This is a genomic window from Neisseria polysaccharea (assembly GCF_963392925.1).
GTDB lineage: Bacteria > Pseudomonadota > Gammaproteobacteria > Burkholderiales > Neisseriaceae > Neisseria > Neisseria polysaccharea.
This window is the reverse complement of record NZ_CAUJNZ010000019.1, coordinates 1-17,773: the sequence shown is the minus strand read 5'-3', so window position 1 is coordinate 17,773 and position 17,773 is coordinate 1. Positions and strand designations below refer to the sequence as shown.

Here is a 17,773-nt window from a genome sequence, read left to right as displayed (position 1 = left end):
CTTGTCGGGTGTTTAATTATGCCTATTTCAAACCGCTTCGGCTTCTTCGGCAAGAAAACCACGCAGTTTCTGCATAGCTTTCGCTTCAATCTGGCGGATGCGCTCGGCAGAGACGCCGTATTCTGCAGCAAGCTGGTGCAGCGTCAGACCGCCGTCATCTTGAAGCCAGCGGCTTTCTACAATACGGCGGCTCCTGTCATCCAGTTGCGCCAAAGCGTTTTGTAAACCTTCTGTTTGCAGCGCGTAATGTGCCTGTTTCGACAGTTGGCGGCTCGGTTCGGAATCGTGGTCGGCAAGCCAGTCGATGGGGGCGAAGTTGTCGTCGTCGTCGTTATTGTCCGCCATAATGGCGATGTCGCGCCCGGTCATACGCTGTTCCATCTCCAATACTTCGGAAAGTTTGACACCCAAGTCGTCGGCAATGCTTTGCGCTTCTTTTGGGGACAGGGCGTTGAGGTTTTTACGCATACTGCGTAAATTGAAAAACAGCTTGCGTTGCGGCTTGGTGGTGGCAACGCGGACCAAACGCCAGTTTTTCAGGATAAATTCGTGAATTTCCGCCTTAATCCAATGTACGGCAAATGAAAACAGGCGCGCGCCCCTGCCGGGCTCGTAGCGTTTGACCGCCTTCATCAGGCCGATATTGCCTTCCTGAATCAGGTCTGCCTGATTCAGGCCGTAGCCGTCATAGCCGCGCGCGATGGAAACGACGACGCGCAGGTGGGACAGGATGAGTTGTTTGGCGGCGTTGAGGTCGCCCTTTATCCGGCGTTCGGCAAGGCGGGTTTCTTCTTCCTGGGACAGCATCGGGATGCTGTTGACGGTGCGGATGTATTGTTCGAGGCTGCCGTTGCCGCTTTGGATAGCGGGTAATGCGAAAGTGTTATTCATTTGGGGCATCTCCTTTCGGCTGAAACTGCGTATCGGCGGTTTGGTGTGTTGGGATGCAGTATATCACTGCTTGGCTTGTATTTTGTATGTTTGGCAGGAGATATACGCTAAGGTTTGAAAGACAGGAAAATTTTGTAAGGCAAGGTTGATTGATTTTGTAAACCTGATGTCTCAATTCGATTTCAGAATTATATTACATACGTAGTTGTATGTAAACAGCCGGTTTGAAAAAAGACAGCCCGTCCGGACGGGCTGTGCAGGTATCAGTGTTCTTTGTTTCGGAAGATGAAAAGAATCAGTGCGGCTAGGGTCAATATGCCCATCAACCACCATGAACTGCCGGTTTTCATATAGGGCGTTTCGCCGACATAGCCTTTGATGTGCCCTTCCAATACGGTTTCCGTATCGGGTTGGGCTTGGGCGATGATGTTGCCTTTGGGGGAGATGATGGCGGTTGCGCCGGTGTTGGTGGCGCGGACCATATAGCGTCCGAGTTCCATAGCCCGCGCCTGCGATTGCTGGAGGTGTTGGTACATGGCGTTGGATTTTCCGTACCACGCCATATTGCTGGCATTGGCAAGCAGGGTGGCATCTTTTGCGGCTGTAATCAGTTCGTCGCCGAATCCGTCTTCGTAACAGATGTTGAAGGCGACTTTTTGGTTTTTCATCATCAGGGCGGATTGGCTGCCGCCGCCTTTGCGGAAGTCGGAAAGGGGCATATCCATCATTTTGTAAAGCGGCGCGGTCAGGAAGGGCAGCGGTTTGTATTCTCCAAAGGGGACGAGGTGGTTTTTGGCGTAGTAGGGGATGCCGTCCTGTTTGTTTTCCTGATAGCCGGTCAGGTTGATGACGGCGTTTTCGTAACCGTTGCCGTCCGAAGTGTATTGGCTGATGCCGACGGCGAGCGCGCTGCCGTTGTTTTGCGCCTGTTCGGCAAATTGCGCCAGTATGTTTTCCGGCAGGTTTTGGCGCATGACGGGGATGGCGGTTTCGGGCAGGATGACGATGTCGGCAGTGGTTTTGCCGACTTGTCCGTAATATTTCTGTATGGTCGGGATGACTTGGTCTTCACGCCATTTGATGGTTTGGGCGATGTTGCCCTGAAGCAGGGCGACGGTGCTGCGGCTGCCGTCGGGGCGGGTGAAGTCGGTCTGTTGCGCGGTATGGCCGGCGGCAAGCAGGGCGGCAATCAGGATAATCGGAAACAGGCGTTTGAGCGGGCGTATGTTCCGGCCGGCGGCGAGCAGGAGCCAAGTGCCGAGAAAGGCGGTCGCCAGTGTGACCATATGGATGCCGCCCAATGGGGCAAAGCCGGCGAGCGGGCTGTCCGGGGTGATTTGGGCGTAGCCGATTGCGCCCCAGCCGAATCCGGTCAGGAAACGTTCGCGGGCAAACTCGGTCAGCGTCCACAAAACCGGCAGCGCCAAGCCGGTTTTTATGCCCCGGGGCAGGGTAAATTTTTTCCACAGCCAGAAACAGAGTGCCGGATAGAGGGCAAGGTAGGCGGGGAGCAGGAAGGTCAGCGGTACGGCATAGAGGTCGGGCAGGCCGGAAACGTCGTGCAGGGCAGTGTGTATCCAGTAGAATTGCGCCGTGTATGCGGTCAGACCGAACAGGTAGGCGGAAGAGGCGGCAAAACGCGGACGCAGTTCGATGAGGCGGACGAAGGCGCCGAAAATCAAGGGCATCAGCCAAAAGTGGTAGTAGGGTGCGAAAGTGAAGGGGGTGGCGGCGGCAAAAAGGATGAGCAAAGGCCAGTAGAGGGCGGGGTGCTGCCAGTATTTGTCCAGTTTGGAAAACATATTCGTCTGTCTGTTCGGAAGATGCCGTCTGAACGTCTTTCAGACGGCATCAGTATTTGAAAAAGGAATCAATGCCTGCCGAAACGATTCATCAGCAGCAAGGTGGGGGCGCAGGCAATCGAACCGGAAAGCAGCCCGACAACGAGGTTGGCGAAGTACTCCGCCCAGCCCGCGTCCCAGTGTTGCGCGTGCAGGAAATCGTGCAGAAAGCCGAGGTTGTGGGCGGCGCATCAGCAGCATGCCCAAGTCGTCGAGTTTGACGATGACGGCGACGATTCCGTACACCAAAACAGTCATGCCGATGCCGATTGCCGCTATCACGAGCATGCACGTCATGTCGGTGCAGAAACTTGTGCGGCAGCTTTTCCACGCCTTCAAAGCACAGATAAATCCCGCCTGCTGTCAAAAGCGGCGTAATGAGTTGCGGCAGGAAGGCGGAAAGCAGCAGAGCCGCAGGCACCAAAACCGGCTTGTTGGAAAAAGAACCTTTCGCCACCGACCAAACAATCGGCAACTCGCGTTCTGCCGATACGCCTGTAAGCCGGTTGGCATTGGGTGCCAAATCGTCGCCGAGCACGCCGGCGGTTTCCTTTGCGGCGGCTTTGGTCATCAGGGTAACATCGTCCAAAACGGCGGTGATGTCGTCCGGCAGGGTAAATAGTGAGGCAAATGCCATTAAAGAATCCTGAAATGCGGCGCAAAGTCCGACATTATATAGGAGAACGCGGATTTGGGCGGTTTCAGGCGGCATGAAACAGGAAAATGCCGTCTGAAGGCGGTGGCGGACGTGAAGTAAAGTTTCGTGAAAAGAAAATGCCGTGTTACAGTCTTTCGATTTTAATTTCATGAATTTTAAGGGAGAATCGTTAGCATGGATTGGATGGGCAGTCTGTTCCTGCCGGGTGGCGCACTGTTGTTTCTGAGCGTGGTTTCGACCACTTTGTCCGCACGTTTGGGAATGCCTTTGCTGCTGGTTTCTCCTGCCAACGTGTTGGATAGGGCGGCGGAAGCCTTGGCGATTGCGGCGTTCCTGATGTTGGTCGCGCGTCCGCCGGCAGTGTTCGGCGGTTTGTGGAAATTCAATTATAGTGGATTAAATTTAAATCAGGACAAGGCGGCGAGCCGCAGACAGTACAAATAGTACGGCAAGGCGAGGCAACGCCATACTGGTTTAAATTTAGTTCACTATAAAATGGTGAAATACTTTACCGAGACGGATATCGGCATCCGTGAGCATTTTGATTTCTTCGGCGAGTTTGTCGTTTCGCCGGCAGCACGTTCGGGTGATTTGGCACTTGCTTACGGTTTGAGGCTGGAAGCGGGCGAAGAGGGTTTGAGCCTTGCCGAGCTTTTCGATAAGCGTTCCGATAGTCAGGAGCAGGTCGAGGGCGGCCGTATTGACATCGGCGGCTTTATGCTGACCGCAAAGGAGGTTGACGGTGGCGGCAATATCGGGTCTATGGGGCTGAAAGTACTGCGTTAGAAAGGTTTGATTTGAATGCCGTCTGAAGCCGGATTGCCGGTTTCAGACGGCATTTTGTCTGTTTAGTTTTTTTTGCCTTTTGCCTGTTTTACGTCTTTTTCGGTAACGCTTCCGCCGCCGTTGTCAAAGGCGTTCATGATATAAGTGGCGACGGCGGCAATGTCCGCATCGCTGATGGCGGTTGCGGGCATGAATCCGTTGTAGGTTTTGCCGTTGACTTTGATTGTACCGTTGATGCCTTTGACCATGCTGTGCAGCAGCACCTGCGGTTTTTTCATGATGAAGTCGGAGCGGTAGAGCGGCGGAAACATGATTCCGCGGCCTTCGCCCTTTTTGCCGTGGCAGGCGACGCAGTTGGATTCGTACACTTTTTGCCCTTTTGTCATGATGCTGTTGTCGGCGGCAGAAGCGGCGGCGCAGAAGCAGCCCAAGACGAGGGCGGTCGGCAGTCGGGTTGTGTTCATTGGTGTTTCCTTAATGTTTGAAACCTTGTTGTTGATTTTGCGTAGCGGGTGAAAGGTTTTTTTGCCGAATCGGTAGTAAGGTTGCACTTGATGTGCATGTGCTGTCCAGCATAGATGCCATCATACGCTAAAGTAGCGGGAAAATGCCGTCTGAACACGGCGTTCAGACGGCATTTTAGACATGGATCAAACAGTTTCAACGCCAGCCGCCAAGGTTTTCTTCGGCAAGTGCGACGAGTGCATCTATCCAGTCGGGGTTGTCGTTGAGGCAGGGGATATAGCGGTAGTTTTTACCGCCTGCTTCGTAAAACTGTTCACGCCCCATTAGGGCAATTTCTTCCATGGTTTCCAAACAGTCTGCCAAAAAGCCCGGGCAAAATACGTCCAGCTCGGTTACGCCTTGTTTGGGCAGTTTGTTAAACAAATCCTGAGTGCTGGGTGTAATCCATTTTGCCCTGCCGAATTGGCTTTGGAAAGACACGACATATTCGTCTTCGGTCAGATTTAGTGCTTCGGCAAGCAGTCCGGCGGTATGGCGGCATTCGTCGGGATAGGGGTCGCCGAGGTCGTAGTGGCTTTGCGGTATGCCGTGAAAACTCAACATCAGCTTCTGCCCGCGCCCGTGTTCCGCCCAATATTGGAGAATATGGTTTTTCATCGCATCAATGTAACCGGCATCGTCATAAAAGCGCGAAACGGTGCGGATGCTCATCTGGTTCCGTTGGCGCAGAAGCTGTCCGAATACCTTGTCCAGCGCCGCGCCGCTGCTTGAGGCGGCATATTGCGGGTACATCGGGATAACCAGCAGCCTGCCCGCGCCTTGCGCCTTCAGTTCCGACAATACGTCTGCCACCGAAGGATTGCCGTAGGTCATTGCATAACGGACAAGCAGGCCGGGCAGCCGTTCGGCGAGCGCGGCTGCCTGACGGGCGGTGTAAACCGCCAAGGGAGAGCCTTCTTCCAGCCAGATTTTTTCATAGGCGCGCGCGCTTTTCCCGGCGCGGAAAGGCAATACGATGCCGCGTAAAACCGGCTGCCACAGCCATTTGGACAGTTCGACGACGCGTAAGTCCGACAAAAAAGATTTGAGGTAGGGGCGGACGGCTCCGGCAGTCGGCGCGTCGGGCGTGCCGAGGTTGATCAACAGGACGGCGGTACGGTTTTGTCTGCAGTACGGCAAGGAAGGTTCGGGGAGGAATAAGGGCATAATCGGTCGGTGCGTCATTCAAAGTGGCGGTTTTGAGGGGGATGCCGTCTGAAGCGGCTTCAGACGGCATCGCCGGGAATCAGTCTGTGCCGCGCGCGCGGTTTTCGTGGAATTGCGCCTGCCAGTCGGCAAATTTGCCTTGTTCGACGGCTTCGCGCATTTCCGCCATAATGACTTGGTAGAAATGCAGATTGTGGATGGTGTTGAGCTGCGCGCCCAAGATTTCGCCGGCGCGGTGCAGATGGTGCAGGTAGGCGCGGCTGAAGTTTTGGCAGGCGTAGCAGGTGCAGCTTTCGTCTATCGGACGTTTGTCGGACTTGTGTTTGGCGTTTTTGATTTTCAAATCGCCGAAACGGGTAAACAGCCAGCCGTTGCGCGCATTGCGGGTGGGCATCACGCAGTCGAACATATCGATGCCGTGCGCCACGCCGTACACGAGGTCTTCCGGCGTGCCTACGCCCATCAGGTAATGCGGTTTGTGTTCGGGCAGCATCGGGCCGACGGCGCGCAGCATACGGTACATTTCGGGCTTGGGTTCGCCGACGGACAGCCCGCCGACGGCAAGACCGGGAAAATCAAACTGTTCCAAGCCGCGCAAAGACTCTTCGCGCAAATCCTCATACATCGCGCCTTGCACGATGCCGAACAGCGCGTTCGGGTTTTTCAAATCTTCAAAGGCCTTTTTGCTCCGTTCCGCCCAGCGCAGGCTCATTTGCAGCGATTTTTTCGCCTGTTCGCGCGTTGCTTCGCCCGGCGTGCATTCGTCCAGCTGCATCGCGATGTCCGAGTTCAAAACCGTTTGGATTTTCATGGAAATTTCAGGCGATAAAAACAGCTTGTCGCCGTTGATCGGGCTTTTGAACGTACAGCCTTCTTCCGTCAGCTTGCGCATATCCGACAAAGAAAAAACCTGAAAACCGCCCGAGTCGGTCAGAATCGGTTTGTCCCAGCCGATAAAACCGTGCAGGCCGCCGAATTGCCCGATAACTTCCAAACCGGGGCGCAGCCACAAATGATAAGTGTTGCCCAAAATAATTTGTGCCTTAATGTCGTGCAGGTTTTGCGGGTTCATCGCCTTAACCGAACCGTAAGTACCGACAGGCATAAATACCGGCGTTTCAATTTTGCCGTGGTTCAACTCCAGCGTGCCGCGTCGGGCGAGACCGTCTTTTTTGTGTAAGGTAAATTTAAGCATAAGATTGAATGTCAGTTGGGCGACAGGGGTCGAAATATATTTTAAAAGACGGCATTATAAATGATTTCCCACGGTTTTTCAGACGACATCCCCAAATCTTGCCGCAATGTTGCATAAAGAAACGCACATACCTCTTGCAAAAATTAAAACGACCCGATAAAATGCAAAAAATTCTTTGAAGGCACGTAGCTCAGTTGGTTAGAGCACCACCTTGACATGGTGGGGGTCGTTGGTTCGAATCCAATCGTGCCTACCAAATTCCCATAACGGCATTTATGCCGTTATTTTTTAATCTCTCGGAGCGTTTGATGTTGAATATTACCTTGCCGGACGGCTCAGTCCGCCAATACGAATCCCCCGTTACCGTGGCTCAAATTGCTGCGTCTATCGGTGCCGGTTTGGCGAAGGCGACGGTGGCAGGCAAGGTAAACGGCAAATTGGTCGATGCTTGCGATCCGATTGTTGAAGATTCTGCTGTTCAAATCATTACTCCGAAAGATCAGGAAGGCATCGAAATCATCCGCCATTCCTGCGCGCATCTTGTCGGGCATGCCGTCAAGCAACTCTATCCTAATGCAAAAATGGTTATCGGCCCCGTCATTGAAGAGGGCTTTTATTACGACATCGCCACGGAAAAACCGTTTACACCGGAAGATGTTGCCGCCATTGAAGCGCGTATGAAAGAATTGATTGCCCAAGACTATGATGTGATCAAAATCATGACTCCACGTGCGGAGGCGATTAAAATTTTTCAAGAGCGCGGCGAAGAATACAAACTGCGCCTGATTGACGATATGCCCGAAGTGGAAGCGATGGGGATGTATCATCACCAGGAATATGTCGATATGTGCCGCGGCCCGCACGTTCCGAATACCCGTTTCCTGAAAAACTTCAAACTGACCAAGTTGGCGGGCGCATACTGGCGCGGCGACAGCAACAATGAAATGCTGCAACGCATATACGGTACGGCTTGGGCGACAAAAGACGAGTTGAAAGCCTATATTCAACGTATCGAAGAAGCCGAAAAGCGCGACCACCGCAAACTTGGCAAGCAATTGGATCTGTTCCATCTGCAAGACGAAGCACCGGGCATGGTGTTCTGGCATCCTAAAGGCTGGGCTTTGTGGCAAGTGATTGAACAGCATATGCGTAAAGAGTTGAATGCTGCCGGTTATAAAGAGGTAAAAACGCCTCAGATTATGGATAAAACCTTCTGGGAAAAATCCGGCCACTGGGAAAACTATAAAGACAATATGTTCGTGACCAGTTCAGAAAAACGCGAATACGCGGTGAAACCGATGAACTGTCCGGGTCATGTGCAAATTTTTAATAACGGTTTGCGCTCATATCGCGATTTGCCGATGCGTTTGGCCGAGTTCGGTTCTTGCCACCGCAATGAACCAAGCGGTGCATTGCATGGTCTGATGCGTGTTCGCGGTTTTGTGCAAGATGATGCGCATATCTTCTGTACCGAAGATCAAATCGTCAGCGAGGCCCGTGCGTTCAATGAATTGTTGGTTCGCATCTACAAACAGTTCGGTTTCCATGATGTATCCGTCAAGCTTTCTCTTCGCCCTGAAAAACGCGCAGGTTCAGATGACGTGTGGGATAAGGCAGAGCAGGGTTTGCGCGAGGCATTGACTGCCTGCGGCGTGGAATGGGGCGAATTGCCGGGCGAGGGTGCGTTTTACGGGCCTAAAATCGAATATCATGTCAAAGATGCCTTGGGTCGCTCTTGGCAGTGCGGTACCCTGCAGTTGGACTTTGTATTGCCGGAGCGTTTGAATGCCGAATATGTAACTGAAAACAACGATCGTGCGCGTCCTGTAATGTTGCACCGTGCTATTTTGGGTTCATTGGAGCGCTTCATCGGTATTTTGATTGAAAACCATGCAGGCTCATTCCCATTGTGGCTTGCTCCGATTCAAATGGTGATTATGAATATCACCGAGAACCAAGCAGATTATTGTCGTGAAGTGGCTGCCAAGTTACAGGCAGCAGGCTTCCGTGTCGAATTGGATTTGCGTAACGAAAAAATCGGTTACAAAATCCGCGACAATAGCCAATACCGTTTCCCTTATCAAATCGTTGTCGGCGATAAAGAGAAACAAGAAAACAAAGTTGCGGTACGCCGCAAAGCAGAAGACTTGGGTTCTTTGAATGTAGATGATTTTGTTGCACAATTGCAGCAAGAAATCACTGATGCCCTCGTCAATCATTAATTTTTATAGGAGTATTCATCATCGCTCAAGAACGCGAAGCACGAATCAATGGTGAAATTACCGCCAAAGAAGTGCGATTAATCAGTGAGTCAGGCGATCAGCTTGGTGTCGTTTCAGTTCGTGAAGCTTTGGCTATGGCCGAAGAGCAAAATGTCGATTTGGTAGAAATTTCCCCGACTGCCAAGCCGCCCGTATGCAAACTGATGGATTACGGTAAATACAAATACCAACAAGCCAAGAAGCGCGACGAAGCCAAGAAAAACCAAAAGCAGGTACAAATCAAGGAAATCAAATTCCGTCCGGGTACAGATGAGGGCGATTATCAAATCAAGATGCGCAACATCAACCGCTTCCTTGCCGACGGCGATAAAGTCAAAGTGACATTGCGTTTCCGCGGCCGTGAAATGGCTCACCAGCAACTTGGCGCGCAACTTTTGGAACGTGTAAAAGAAGATTTGGCTGAAGTGGCGCAAATCGAGTCCTTTCCCAAAATGGAAGGTCGCCAAATGGTGATGATGATTGCGCCGAAGAAAAAATAAAGCTATAATTTTCCGCTTACTCCGATTGCCGCTTCGGAGTAAGTTTTCAATTGCGGCAAAAAACCGTGGCATTGTGGGTTCAAGTGTTTGAAACCGATGTTTTAAAACCCCCTAATGCCTTATCCGATAACGAATGGAGTTTTCCCATGCCTAAAATGAAAACCAAGTCTAGCGCGAAAAAACGCTTTAAAGTACTGGGTAACGGCGGTGTGAAACGCGCTCATGCGTTCAAACGCCACATCTTGACTAAAAAGACCACCAAAAACAAACGCCAACTGCGCGGTACCTCTATGGTAAATGATCGCGATTTGGCTTCTGTTGCTAAAATGTTACCCTACGCTTAAGGAGTTTAGAATATGCCACGCGTAAAACGCGGTGTTACCGCCCGTGCCCGTCACCAAAAAATCTTCGCGTTAGCCAAAGGCTATCGCGGTCGTCGTAAAAACGTTTACCGAGTTGCCAAGCAGGCGGTAATGAAAGCCGGTCAATACGCATACCGTGACCGCCGCCAACGCAAACGCCAATTCCGTCAATTGTGGATTGTCCGTATCAATGCAGGTACGCGTGAAAACGGGTTGTCTTACAGCAAATTTATGAACGGTCTGAAACGCGCCTCTATCGAAATCGACCGCAAAGTATTGGCTGATTTGGCCGTGTTCGATAAAGCCGCTTTTGCACAATTGGTTGAAAAAGCCAAAGCTGCTTTGGCTGCTTAATCCAAAAAATTGAAAAGGAAGCTGCGGCTTCCTTTTTTCTTTGTTTGCGGAAATTCTATGTGATTGATTTTCTTTCTTTAAAGTCTATTTTTTTAAATAAATTTGCGTTAAAATACAGAAAATTTATCCAATGGATTGGCCGTGAAGAAAATAAGGTCGTCTGAAGAGTCTGATATGTCAGGCTATACAGGCGACCTCGTTGTTTCAGGTGGCATATCATTAATTGACAGACTTGATATTATGGAAAATGTAAACCGTATCGTTGCAGAAGGCATTGCTGCAGTAGAAGCTGCGCAAGACTTCAACGCTCTAGAACAAATCAAAGCCCGTTATCTTGGCAAAACCGGCGAGTTGACCGGACTTCTGAAAACCTTAGGTCAAATGTCGCCTGAAGAGCGCAAAACCATAGGTGCGCATATCAATGAATGCAAAAACCAGTTTCAGACGGCTTTTAACAATAAACGCGATGCCCTCAATGAAGCCAAGCTGCAAGCCCGACTTGCCGCCGAAGCCCTTGACATTACCCTGCCCGGACGCGCTCAGGAAGGTGGCAGCCTGCATCCCGTAACCCTGACCTTGCAACGTGTGGTCGAGCTGTTCCACGGAATGGGTTTTGAAGTGGCGGATGGACCTGAAATCGAAGATGATTTCCACAATTTCCAAGCCCTGAACATCCCTGCAAACCATCCTGCTCGCGCCATGCAGGATACGTTTTACGTTGAAAACGGCGATGTTTTGCGTACGCACACTTCCCCGATTCAAATCCGCTATATGCTCGATAAAAAAGAGCCACCCATCCGCATTATCGCCCCCGGCCGCGTTTACCGTGTGGACAGCGATGCCACGCACTCGCCTATGTTCCATCAGGCGGAAGGTTTGTGGGTAGAAGAGGGCGTAACCTTCGCCGATTTGAAAGCCGTGTTCACCGACTTTATCCGCCGCTTTTTTGAACGCGATGATTTGCAAGTACGTTTCCGCCCGTCTTTCTTCCCGTTCACCGAACCGTCCGCCGAAATCGACATTATGGGCGAAAACGGCAAATGGCTGGAAGTCGGCGGCTGCGGCATGGTACATCCCAACGTGTTGAGAAATGTGAATATCGATCCCGAAAAGTACACCGGTTTCGCTTTCGGTATCGGTCTCGACCGTTTTGCGATGCTGCGTTACAACGTGAACGATTTGCGCTTGTTTTTTGATAACGATTTGAATTTTTTGAAGCAGTTTGCGAAATAATGGTGCGGGCGACCCGCAAGCGGAGTGCGACCCGCATATTGTCCGGCCGGACGGGCTGAAAAAGCCTGCGACAAGATTTCGGTGGAATTTCGGCAGACGAATTGATGCGTTCTGAAGGTTTGTGCGGATGGGATGCTTGGTAATTTTGAGTCCGTCCGGCTGCGAACCTTACGGCTTTGCAGGGAAAACCTGACGAAACAGGTGGCTTCCGGCGCGATTGGGTTTTGTTGTTTCCTTGCAAGGGGTGCAAAACTGCCGGAATCCGCAACGATGCCGCGTAAAATGAATGCGCTTTCGTATAAACGCGTTTCAGGCCTCACGAAATGGACAGATTAACCCCCGAACAGCGCAAAAAAATGTATGCAGTCCAACAAAAGCAAGGGGACGAAGCCCGAGCTTGCGTTGGCGAAGGCGATGTGGGCTTTGGGGCTCAGGTATCGGAAAAATAGCGGAAGCATTTTTGGGAATCCTGATTTTTCATTTAAAAAATATAAAGTTGCCGTGTTTGTCGATGGCGAGTTTTGGCACGGCAAGGATTGGGAACAGAGAAAGGCGGAAATAAAGGGCAACCGCGAATTTTGGATTGCCAAGATAGAACGCAATATCCAAAGGGATATGGAAGTAACAGGCTGTCTGAAGGCCGAGGGCTGGGCGGTTTTACGTTTTTGGAGTAATGATGTCGTTAAAAATACAGGCTGCCATGCCGAAAAAGTCAAAGAAATCATCCAAACAAGATGAATTGATTTACAAAAACAAGATTAAGGAAGATGGGCAGGATGAACGGTTAAAAGAAAAAGCAGCACAATACCGCCTTTTTGAAAACAACGATACTTTTCAGACGGCCTTGAAACCCAAATTTACCTTTATCGACTTGTTCGCAGGTATCGGGGGCTTCCGCATCGCGATGCAGAACTTGGGCGGGGAATACGTGTTTTCGAGCGAGTGAGACGAAAAAGCCAAACTGACGTACGAAGCCAATTTCGGAGAAGTGCCGTTTGGCGATATTACTTTGGAAGAAACCAAACAATACATTCCGAAGCAATTTGATGTGCTGTGTGGGTTTACCTTATCAAAATAAAGATTTTAGAAATATGAGGCTTTCTGATTATATTTTGAATAATAAAATAAATATAAATAATTTATCTGATAAACAGGTACAAGAAATTATTGACTATTTTTCTTCAGAAATAGACGACTGGTTATTGGCAAGCGAGAAGGAGTTAAAAGATTATGATGTATACCTATACAAATTAGTACTAGATGGACAGCAATATGTTCAGGGAATAAGAAAATCTGTATTGTACGATTTCCTTATGGAAAATCAGAAAGATAGCTGATAAAAATGAAAAAATGGACTAGAGATGAAACCCTGGTTGCCCTTTATCTTTATTACATCATTCCTTTTCAAAAGGTTAGTAAGGACAATCCTGTTATTCAAGAATATGCTGAAATACTGGGCAGGACACCGTCCGCACTCGGTATGAAGATAGGAAATTTGGGTCGTTTAGATCCTACGCTGAAAGTCAAAAATATTTCGGGATTAAGTAATGGCAGCAAAATGGATGTTGTCGTATGGAATGAGTTTTCAGGAGATTGGGAGCAACTTAATAAAGAATTTGAGGGAGTCATTTCCCAATACCAATCAAATGATGAGAATAGTAATATTGAAATAGAATCACCTGAGATTCCAAAGGGAAGGGAAAGGTTTGCAAGAATATCAGTACGCGTCAATCAGGGCTTTTTCCGTTCCAGTGTTTTGGCAGCATACAATAATCAATGTTGTATTACTGGATTAAAACAACCTGAATTGTTAGTTGCTAGTCATATCAAACCCTGGAGGGAAGATAAGGATAACCGTTTAAACCCAAGGAATGGGCTATGTTTGAATGCGTTACATGACAAAGCTTTTGATAGGGGGTTGTTAGGAATAGATGAAAATTTCAAAATTATATTTTCTCCACTACTGGCAAAAACAGAAGGATTTGATGATTTATTTAAACCATATGAAAATCGGATGATAAGACTGCCTGAAAGACTAAACCCAAGTCTGGAATTTTTAAAATTTCACAGAGAAAATATTTTTCAGAGTTGAGTAAATATCAACATTAACCAGAATTCTAAAACAGACTGTCTGAACGAAAATTGATAAAACAAAAGTTAATTAATTGATTGAGAACATAACATGCAATTCTCCTACTCATGGCTGAAAACCCAAGCCGATACCGAACTTTCCGCCGATAAACTGGAACATCTTTTGACCATGGCTGGTTTGGAAGTGGAAGAAATCGATACTGCTGCCCCTGCTTTCAGTGGCGTGGTTGTTGCCGAAGTAAAATCTGTTGAAAAGCATCCTGATGCAGACCGTTTGAACGTTACCCAAGTTGATGCCGGTACGGGCGGGTTGGTGCAGATTGTGTGCGGTGCGCCGAATGTGAAAGCGGGCATCAAAGTGCCGTGTTCGTTGCCGGGTGCCGTTTTGCCGGGTAATTTCAAAATCAAGCCGACCAAAATGCGCGGTGTGCCATCAAACGGTATGCTGTGTTCGACCAATGAACTAGGTTTGCCTGATGATGGTGTAGACGGCCTGCACATTTTGCCTGAAGACGCGCCTGTCGGTATCAATATCCGTGAATACTTGGATTTGGACGATACGCTGTTTACGTTGAAAATTACGCCTAACCGCGCTGATTGCTTGAGTGTTAAGGGCATTGCGCGCGAAGTGTCCGCATTGACGGGGTGCGCGTTCAGGCAGCCCGAAATCCATACCGCGCCTATCACGGGCAGTCGAAAACAGCCCGTGCAGATTGACGCGCCTGCCGACTGCGGCCGTTTTATCAGCCGCGTTATTGAAAATGTCAATGCGAAAGCGGTTACTCCCGATTGGATGAAACAACGTTTGGAGCGCAGCGGCATCCGCAGTATTTCCGCGCTGGTGGACATCGGCAATTATGTGATGCTGGAAATCGGTCAGCCGATGCACGTTTTCGATGCCGACAAACTTTCCGGCAGCCTGCACATCCGCCGCGCGCGCGAAGGGGAAACGCTGGAATGCCTGAACGAGAAAACCGTTTCCCTGTCTGAAAACACGCTGGTCGTGGCGGACGAAAAAGGCGCGTTGAGTTTGGCAGGCTTAATGGGCGGCGCGGCGAGCGCGGTTTCAGACGGCACGCAAAATATCGTGCTGGAAGCGGCTTGGTTTGCGCCCGAAATCATCGCCGGCAAATCGCGCCAATACGGTTTCGGTTCGGATTCGTCGTTCCGCTTCGAGCGCGGCGTGGATTACCGTTTGCAGGCGGATGCCATTGAACGCGCCACCGAATTGGTTTTGCAGATTTGCGGCGGTGCGGCAGGCGAGATGGTTGAAGCACAAGGTAAATTGCCCGAAGCCAAGCAGGTCGGATTGCGTTTGGGCCGTCTGAAAACCGTGTTGGGCGTGGACATTCCCTCCGAACAGGTGGAAACCATTTTGCAACATTTGGGTCTGCAGCCTGAGAAAACGGCGGAAGGCTTCCGCGTTACCGCGTCGAGCTTCCGTTTCGACATCGAAATTGAGGCTGATTTGATTGAAGAAATCGGACGCGTTTACGGCTATGAAAACATCCCCGACGATTACACGTCAGGCCGTCTGAAAATGCTGGAACTGCCCGAAACACGCCGCCCGCGTTTTGCCGTTTACAACGAAATGGCGGCGCGCGGCTACCGCGAAGTGGTCAGCTATGCCTTCGTTGACGAGCAGTGGGAACAAGATTTTGCCGCCAACGCCGACCCCATCCGCCTGCAAAACCCGCTGGCGGCGCAATATGCCGTGATGCGTTCCACACTCATCGGCGGCTTGGTGGAAATTTTGCAAAACAACCTGAACCGCAAACAAAACCGCGTGCGCGTGTTTGAAATCGCCCGCGTGTTCGGCAAAGGTTCAGACGGCTGGTTTGTCCAAAACGAACGCATCGGCAGTCTGTGGTACGGCGCGGCAATGCCCGAACAATGGGGCGGGAAAACGCGCAATGCGGATTTTTACGACATCAAGGCGGACGTGGAAAATCTGTTGAAAAACAAAGCAGTCGAGTTCGTTAAAACCGGACATCCCGCCCTGCATCCCGGACGTGCCGCCAATATCGTTTCAGACGGCAAAGTCATCGGCTTTGTCGGCGAACTGCATCCGAAATGGCTGCAAAAATACGACCTGCCGCAAGCGCCGCTGGTATTTGAAATCGATATGGCGGCCGTGTTGGAATGCGGGAAAACGCGCTATCGGGCCGTATCGAAATTCCAGCCGGTGCGCCGCGATTTGGCGTTTGTGATGCCGGAAGCTATGAGCCATGATGATTTGCTGCTTGTCTTGAAAGGCGCGGCAAACAAGTTGGTACAGGAAATCGGCGTGTTTGACGTGTATCGCGGCACGGGCCTGCCCGAAGGGATGAAGAGCGTGGCGGTCAAAGTGATTTTGCAGGATATGGAAAACACGCTGACGGATGAGGCGGTCGAGCCGCTTATCGGAAAACTGGTTGGCGCGGCAACGGCGGCAGGGGCGCGGCTTCGCAGTTAAAAAATAAATATTCGCTTGAATTTTAAATAAAAATTGGTAATAATCCACAACTGTTACAACATAAGGTAATCATATGACTCTCACTAAAGCCGAATTGGCCGATATTTTGGTAGACAAAGTCAGCAACGTCACCAAAAACGATGCCAAAGAAATTGTCGAACTCTTTTTTGAAGAAATCCGCAGCACTTTGGCGCGCGGCGAAGAAATCAAAATTTCCGGTTTCGGAAATTTCCAGTTGCGCGACAAGCCGCAACGCCCGGGCCGTAATCCGAAGACCGGCGAGGAAGTGCCGATTACCGCCCGCCGCGTGGTAACTTTCCATGCCAGCCAGAAACTCAAAGGCATGGTGGAACATTATTATGACAAACAACGTTGATTTGAAGGTTCCCGCAAAACGCTATTTCACGCTGGACGAGTTGTGCGGACTGTTGCAAATCAGCCCCTATAGTTTTGCGCAATGGCAGCATGATCACGGTGTGGTTGTCGGTTACGGCGGCGAACGCTACACCCGTTTGGATGTGGTGAAACTGTTGAAACTGAAGAGCACGTTTGCATCGTATGCCGAAGGTGCGGAGTCGGGTTTGGTCGGCAACCGTCTGGTTACGCTTCAGGAAATCGGAGACAGTCTGAAAGACCTGTTGGCGGATTTGGATAAGGAATTGTGCTGATTTGAGACCGGTTGCAGGTATGCAGCCGGTTTTGTTTTACACGCTAAAAAATAGGGGGCTGTCCTAGATAACTAGGATAAACTCGATTTTACTAATTGTTTTAAAATGGAAATTTGAACTTTTATCTCACTGTTGTTAAAACGCCATTCGCACTCCTTTAAATACAGCCCAAAAATGCTCTTTGGGAATGCCGTTAAACTTGCGTAAATGACGTTTTGCCCGGTTCCAAAAGTTCTCAATTCCATTGATATGGTTTTGTCGTTCAGTAAAATGTGTGCTGTGATTGATACGAAAACGAAGTTTCAGCGAAGCTAAAATGGCTAAATTCACTCACATCCAATACATCATAGCTACGATAACAATCCGTATAAACAATGCTGTCAGGTTTCACTTGTTCACGGATAATAGGAAATAAAGTAGCGGTTTGAGTATTCGGTACAGCAACCGTATAAACCTTATATATTGCACCCCATCAAAGGGGCGCATTACTTTTCTTAACATTCCCCTTTGACAGCCAAGTGAAAGGGGCTTTTTTATGTCAGCAGCAAATATAATATTTTCCTTACCATTTCGCTTCAAAAGACCGAATACGGCGACTTTACCGGCAGCACCGCGACCGCGTTTACCTTTGCGTTGTCCGCCAAAATAACTTTCATCTGCTTCTACTTCGCCATCAAACATTTCCAAATGTGGACTGTTTTGATAAATAAGTAATCATAAACAATGAAAATAATAGGCTGAGACCTTTGCAAAATTCCCCAAAATCCCCTAAATTCCCACCAAGACATTTAGGGGATTTCTCATGAG

Annotated in this window: 17 protein-coding genes, 1 tRNA gene and 5 pseudogenes; 15 read left to right on the top strand and 8 right to left on the bottom strand. The window is 49.9% G+C overall.

Annotated elements, in window-relative coordinates:
* Nucleotides 1–27: 27 nt before the first annotated feature.
* The 3 genes and pseudogenes from rpoH to RDY34_RS09810 form a co-directional block, all read right to left on the bottom strand.
* Nucleotides 28–891 (bottom strand): RNA polymerase sigma factor RpoH, encoded by an 864-nt coding sequence (rpoH, locus tag RDY34_RS09820; protein ID WP_308074825.1) that lies wholly within the window; start codon nt 889–891, stop codon nt 28–30.
* A gap of 263 nt (nt 892–1,154) precedes the next feature.
* Nucleotides 1,155–2,693 (bottom strand): apolipoprotein N-acyltransferase, encoded by a 1,539-nt coding sequence (lnt, locus tag RDY34_RS09815; protein WP_308074826.1) that lies wholly within the window; start codon nt 2,691–2,693, stop codon nt 1,155–1,157.
* A 68-nt stretch (nt 2,694–2,761) separates the two neighbouring features.
* A pseudogene (locus RDY34_RS09810) lies at nt 2,762–3,369 on the bottom strand (DUF808 family protein).
* A 195-nt stretch (nt 3,370–3,564) separates the two neighbouring features.
* On the opposite strand from RDY34_RS09810, the gene RDY34_RS10680 reads away from it, so the two are divergent.
* On the top strand, nt 3,565–3,834 hold the full coding sequence (locus RDY34_RS10680) for a hypothetical protein (RefSeq protein ID WP_003753187.1): 270 nt from the start codon (nt 3,565–3,567) through the stop codon (nt 3,832–3,834).
* A 51-nt stretch (nt 3,835–3,885) separates the two neighbouring features.
* Nucleotides 3,886–4,176, top strand: coding sequence for a hypothetical protein (locus RDY34_RS09800; protein WP_003753185.1), 291 nt, complete (start codon nt 3,886–3,888; stop codon nt 4,174–4,176).
* A gap of 62 nt (nt 4,177–4,238) precedes the next feature.
* Here RDY34_RS09800 and RDY34_RS09795 read toward each other — a convergent pair whose 3' ends face one another.
* From RDY34_RS09795 to tgt, 3 genes are all read right to left on the bottom strand, one after another.
* Nucleotides 4,239–4,640: a c-type cytochrome gene (locus tag RDY34_RS09795; protein ID WP_115437608.1), complete on the bottom strand. Its 402-nt coding sequence runs from the start codon at nt 4,638–4,640 to the stop codon at nt 4,239–4,241.
* A 196-nt stretch (nt 4,641–4,836) separates the two neighbouring features.
* Entirely contained in the window at nt 4,837–5,847 is a 1,011-nt protein-coding gene (gene hemH, locus RDY34_RS09790) for a ferrochelatase (RefSeq protein ID WP_308073405.1), read from the bottom strand.
* A 79-nt stretch (nt 5,848–5,926) separates the two neighbouring features.
* Entirely contained in the window at nt 5,927–7,042 is a 1,116-nt protein-coding gene (gene tgt / locus RDY34_RS09785; protein ID WP_308073403.1) for a tRNA guanosine(34) transglycosylase Tgt, read from the bottom strand.
* A 179-nt stretch (nt 7,043–7,221) separates the two neighbouring features.
* Between tgt and RDY34_RS09780 the strand changes: the two genes are divergently transcribed.
* The 13 genes and pseudogenes from RDY34_RS09780 (at nt 7,222) to RDY34_RS09720 (ending at nt 16,966) form a co-directional block, all read left to right on the top strand.
* A tRNA-Val gene (locus RDY34_RS09780) sits at nt 7,222–7,298 on the top strand.
* Nucleotides 7,299–7,350: 52 nt separating this feature from the next.
* The gene (gene thrS / locus RDY34_RS09775) at nt 7,351–9,264 is read left to right on the top strand and encodes a threonine--tRNA ligase (protein ID WP_025456847.1); all 1,914 of its coding nucleotides are present in this window, start codon (nt 7,351–7,353) and stop codon (nt 9,262–9,264) included.
* Nucleotides 9,265–9,281: 17 nt separating this feature from the next.
* Nucleotides 9,282–9,803, top strand: coding sequence for a translation initiation factor IF-3 (gene infC, locus RDY34_RS09770; protein ID WP_115437609.1), 522 nt, complete (start codon nt 9,282–9,284; stop codon nt 9,801–9,803).
* A 146-nt stretch (nt 9,804–9,949) separates the two neighbouring features.
* Complete coding sequence (gene rpmI, locus RDY34_RS09765; protein ID WP_002232040.1) at nt 9,950–10,147, top strand: 50S ribosomal protein L35; 198 nt, start codon at nt 9,950–9,952, stop codon at nt 10,145–10,147.
* Between the two features lie 12 nt (nt 10,148–10,159).
* Nucleotides 10,160–10,519, top strand: a complete 360-nt coding sequence (gene rplT, locus RDY34_RS09760; protein WP_002225461.1) for a 50S ribosomal protein L20 — start codon at nt 10,160–10,162, stop codon at nt 10,517–10,519.
* 240 nt (nt 10,520–10,759) lie between these two features.
* The gene (gene pheS / locus RDY34_RS09755; protein WP_025456846.1) at nt 10,760–11,752 is read left to right on the top strand and encodes a phenylalanine--tRNA ligase subunit alpha; all 993 of its coding nucleotides are present in this window, start codon (nt 10,760–10,762) and stop codon (nt 11,750–11,752) included.
* Nucleotides 11,753–12,075: 323 nt separating this feature from the next.
* Nucleotides 12,076–12,490: pseudogene (locus RDY34_RS09750) on the top strand (very short patch repair endonuclease).
* Between the two features lies 1 nt (nt 12,491).
* Nucleotides 12,492–12,806: pseudogene (locus RDY34_RS09745) on the top strand (DNA cytosine methyltransferase); the annotation flags it as partial.
* On the top strand, nt 12,799–13,089 hold the full coding sequence (locus RDY34_RS09740) for a hypothetical protein (RefSeq protein WP_003704415.1): 291 nt from the start codon (nt 12,799–12,801) through the stop codon (nt 13,087–13,089). The pseudogene RDY34_RS09745 and the gene RDY34_RS09740, both read left to right, overlap by 8 nt.
* A gap of 5 nt (nt 13,090–13,094) precedes the next feature.
* Nucleotides 13,095–13,844: an HNH endonuclease gene (locus RDY34_RS09735; protein WP_003704414.1), complete on the top strand. Its 750-nt coding sequence runs from the start codon at nt 13,095–13,097 to the stop codon at nt 13,842–13,844.
* A 90-nt stretch (nt 13,845–13,934) separates the two neighbouring features.
* Nucleotides 13,935–16,298 carry a phenylalanine--tRNA ligase subunit beta gene (gene pheT, locus RDY34_RS09730; RefSeq protein ID WP_308073402.1) on the top strand — a complete coding sequence of 788 codons (2,364 nt, stop codon included), beginning with the start codon at nt 13,935–13,937 and terminating at the stop codon, nt 16,296–16,298.
* Between the two features lie 73 nt (nt 16,299–16,371).
* Nucleotides 16,372–16,674 (top strand): integration host factor subunit alpha, encoded by a 303-nt coding sequence (locus RDY34_RS09725; RefSeq protein WP_003675494.1) that lies wholly within the window; start codon nt 16,372–16,374, stop codon nt 16,672–16,674.
* Nucleotides 16,658–16,966 (top strand): hypothetical protein, encoded by a 309-nt coding sequence (locus RDY34_RS09720; RefSeq protein ID WP_003753155.1) that lies wholly within the window; start codon nt 16,658–16,660, stop codon nt 16,964–16,966. The genes RDY34_RS09725 and RDY34_RS09720 overlap by 17 nt, the downstream gene beginning before the upstream one ends.
* 71 nt (nt 16,967–17,037) lie before the next feature.
* Here the strand turns inward: RDY34_RS09720 and RDY34_RS10675 are convergent.
* A pseudogene (locus RDY34_RS10675) lies at nt 17,038–17,423 on the bottom strand (IS1595 family transposase); the annotation flags it as partial.
* 107 nt (nt 17,424–17,530) lie between these two features.
* Nucleotides 17,531–17,707, bottom strand: a pseudogene (locus RDY34_RS10670) (transposase); the annotation flags it as partial.
* Nucleotides 17,708–17,773: the final 66 nt, after the last annotated feature.

Bases quoted from the DNA above. Each gene is read 5' to 3' on its own strand.
- RDY34_RS09735 (WP_003704414.1), top strand. From the start codon at position 13,095: ATGAAAAAATGGACTAGAGATGAAACCCTGGTTGCCCTTTATCTTTAT.
- pheT (WP_308073402.1), top strand. From the start codon at position 13,935: ATGCAATTCTCCTACTCATGGCTGAAAACCCAAGCCGATACCGAACTT.
- RDY34_RS10680 (WP_003753187.1), top strand. From the start codon at position 3,565: ATGGATTGGATGGGCAGTCTGTTCCTGCCGGGTGGCGCACTGTTGTTT.
- RDY34_RS09720 (WP_003753155.1), top strand. From the start codon at position 16,658: ATGACAAACAACGTTGATTTGAAGGTTCCCGCAAAACGCTATTTCACG.
- RDY34_RS09725 (WP_003675494.1), top strand. From the start codon at position 16,372: ATGACTCTCACTAAAGCCGAATTGGCCGATATTTTGGTAGACAAAGTC.
- RDY34_RS09800 (WP_003753185.1), top strand. From the start codon at position 3,886: ATGGTGAAATACTTTACCGAGACGGATATCGGCATCCGTGAGCATTTT.
- RDY34_RS09740 (WP_003704415.1), top strand. From the start codon at position 12,799: ATGTGCTGTGTGGGTTTACCTTATCAAAATAAAGATTTTAGAAATATG.
- rplT (WP_002225461.1), top strand. From the start codon at position 10,160: ATGCCACGCGTAAAACGCGGTGTTACCGCCCGTGCCCGTCACCAAAAA.
- pheS (WP_025456846.1), top strand. From the start codon at position 10,760: ATGGAAAATGTAAACCGTATCGTTGCAGAAGGCATTGCTGCAGTAGAA.
- RDY34_RS09795 (WP_115437608.1), bottom strand. From the start codon at position 4,640: ATGAACACAACCCGACTGCCGACCGCCCTCGTCTTGGGCTGCTTCTGC.
- thrS (WP_025456847.1), top strand. From the start codon at position 7,351: ATGTTGAATATTACCTTGCCGGACGGCTCAGTCCGCCAATACGAATCC.
- hemH (WP_308073405.1), bottom strand. From the start codon at position 5,847: ATGCCCTTATTCCTCCCCGAACCTTCCTTGCCGTACTGCAGACAAAAC.
- rpoH (WP_308074825.1), bottom strand. From the start codon at position 891: ATGAATAACACTTTCGCATTACCCGCTATCCAAAGCGGCAACGGCAGC.
- lnt (WP_308074826.1), bottom strand. From the start codon at position 2,693: ATGTTTTCCAAACTGGACAAATACTGGCAGCACCCCGCCCTCTACTGG.
- rpmI (WP_002232040.1), top strand. From the start codon at position 9,950: ATGCCTAAAATGAAAACCAAGTCTAGCGCGAAAAAACGCTTTAAAGTA.
- tgt (WP_308073403.1), bottom strand. From the start codon at position 7,042: ATGCTTAAATTTACCTTACACAAAAAAGACGGTCTCGCCCGACGCGGC.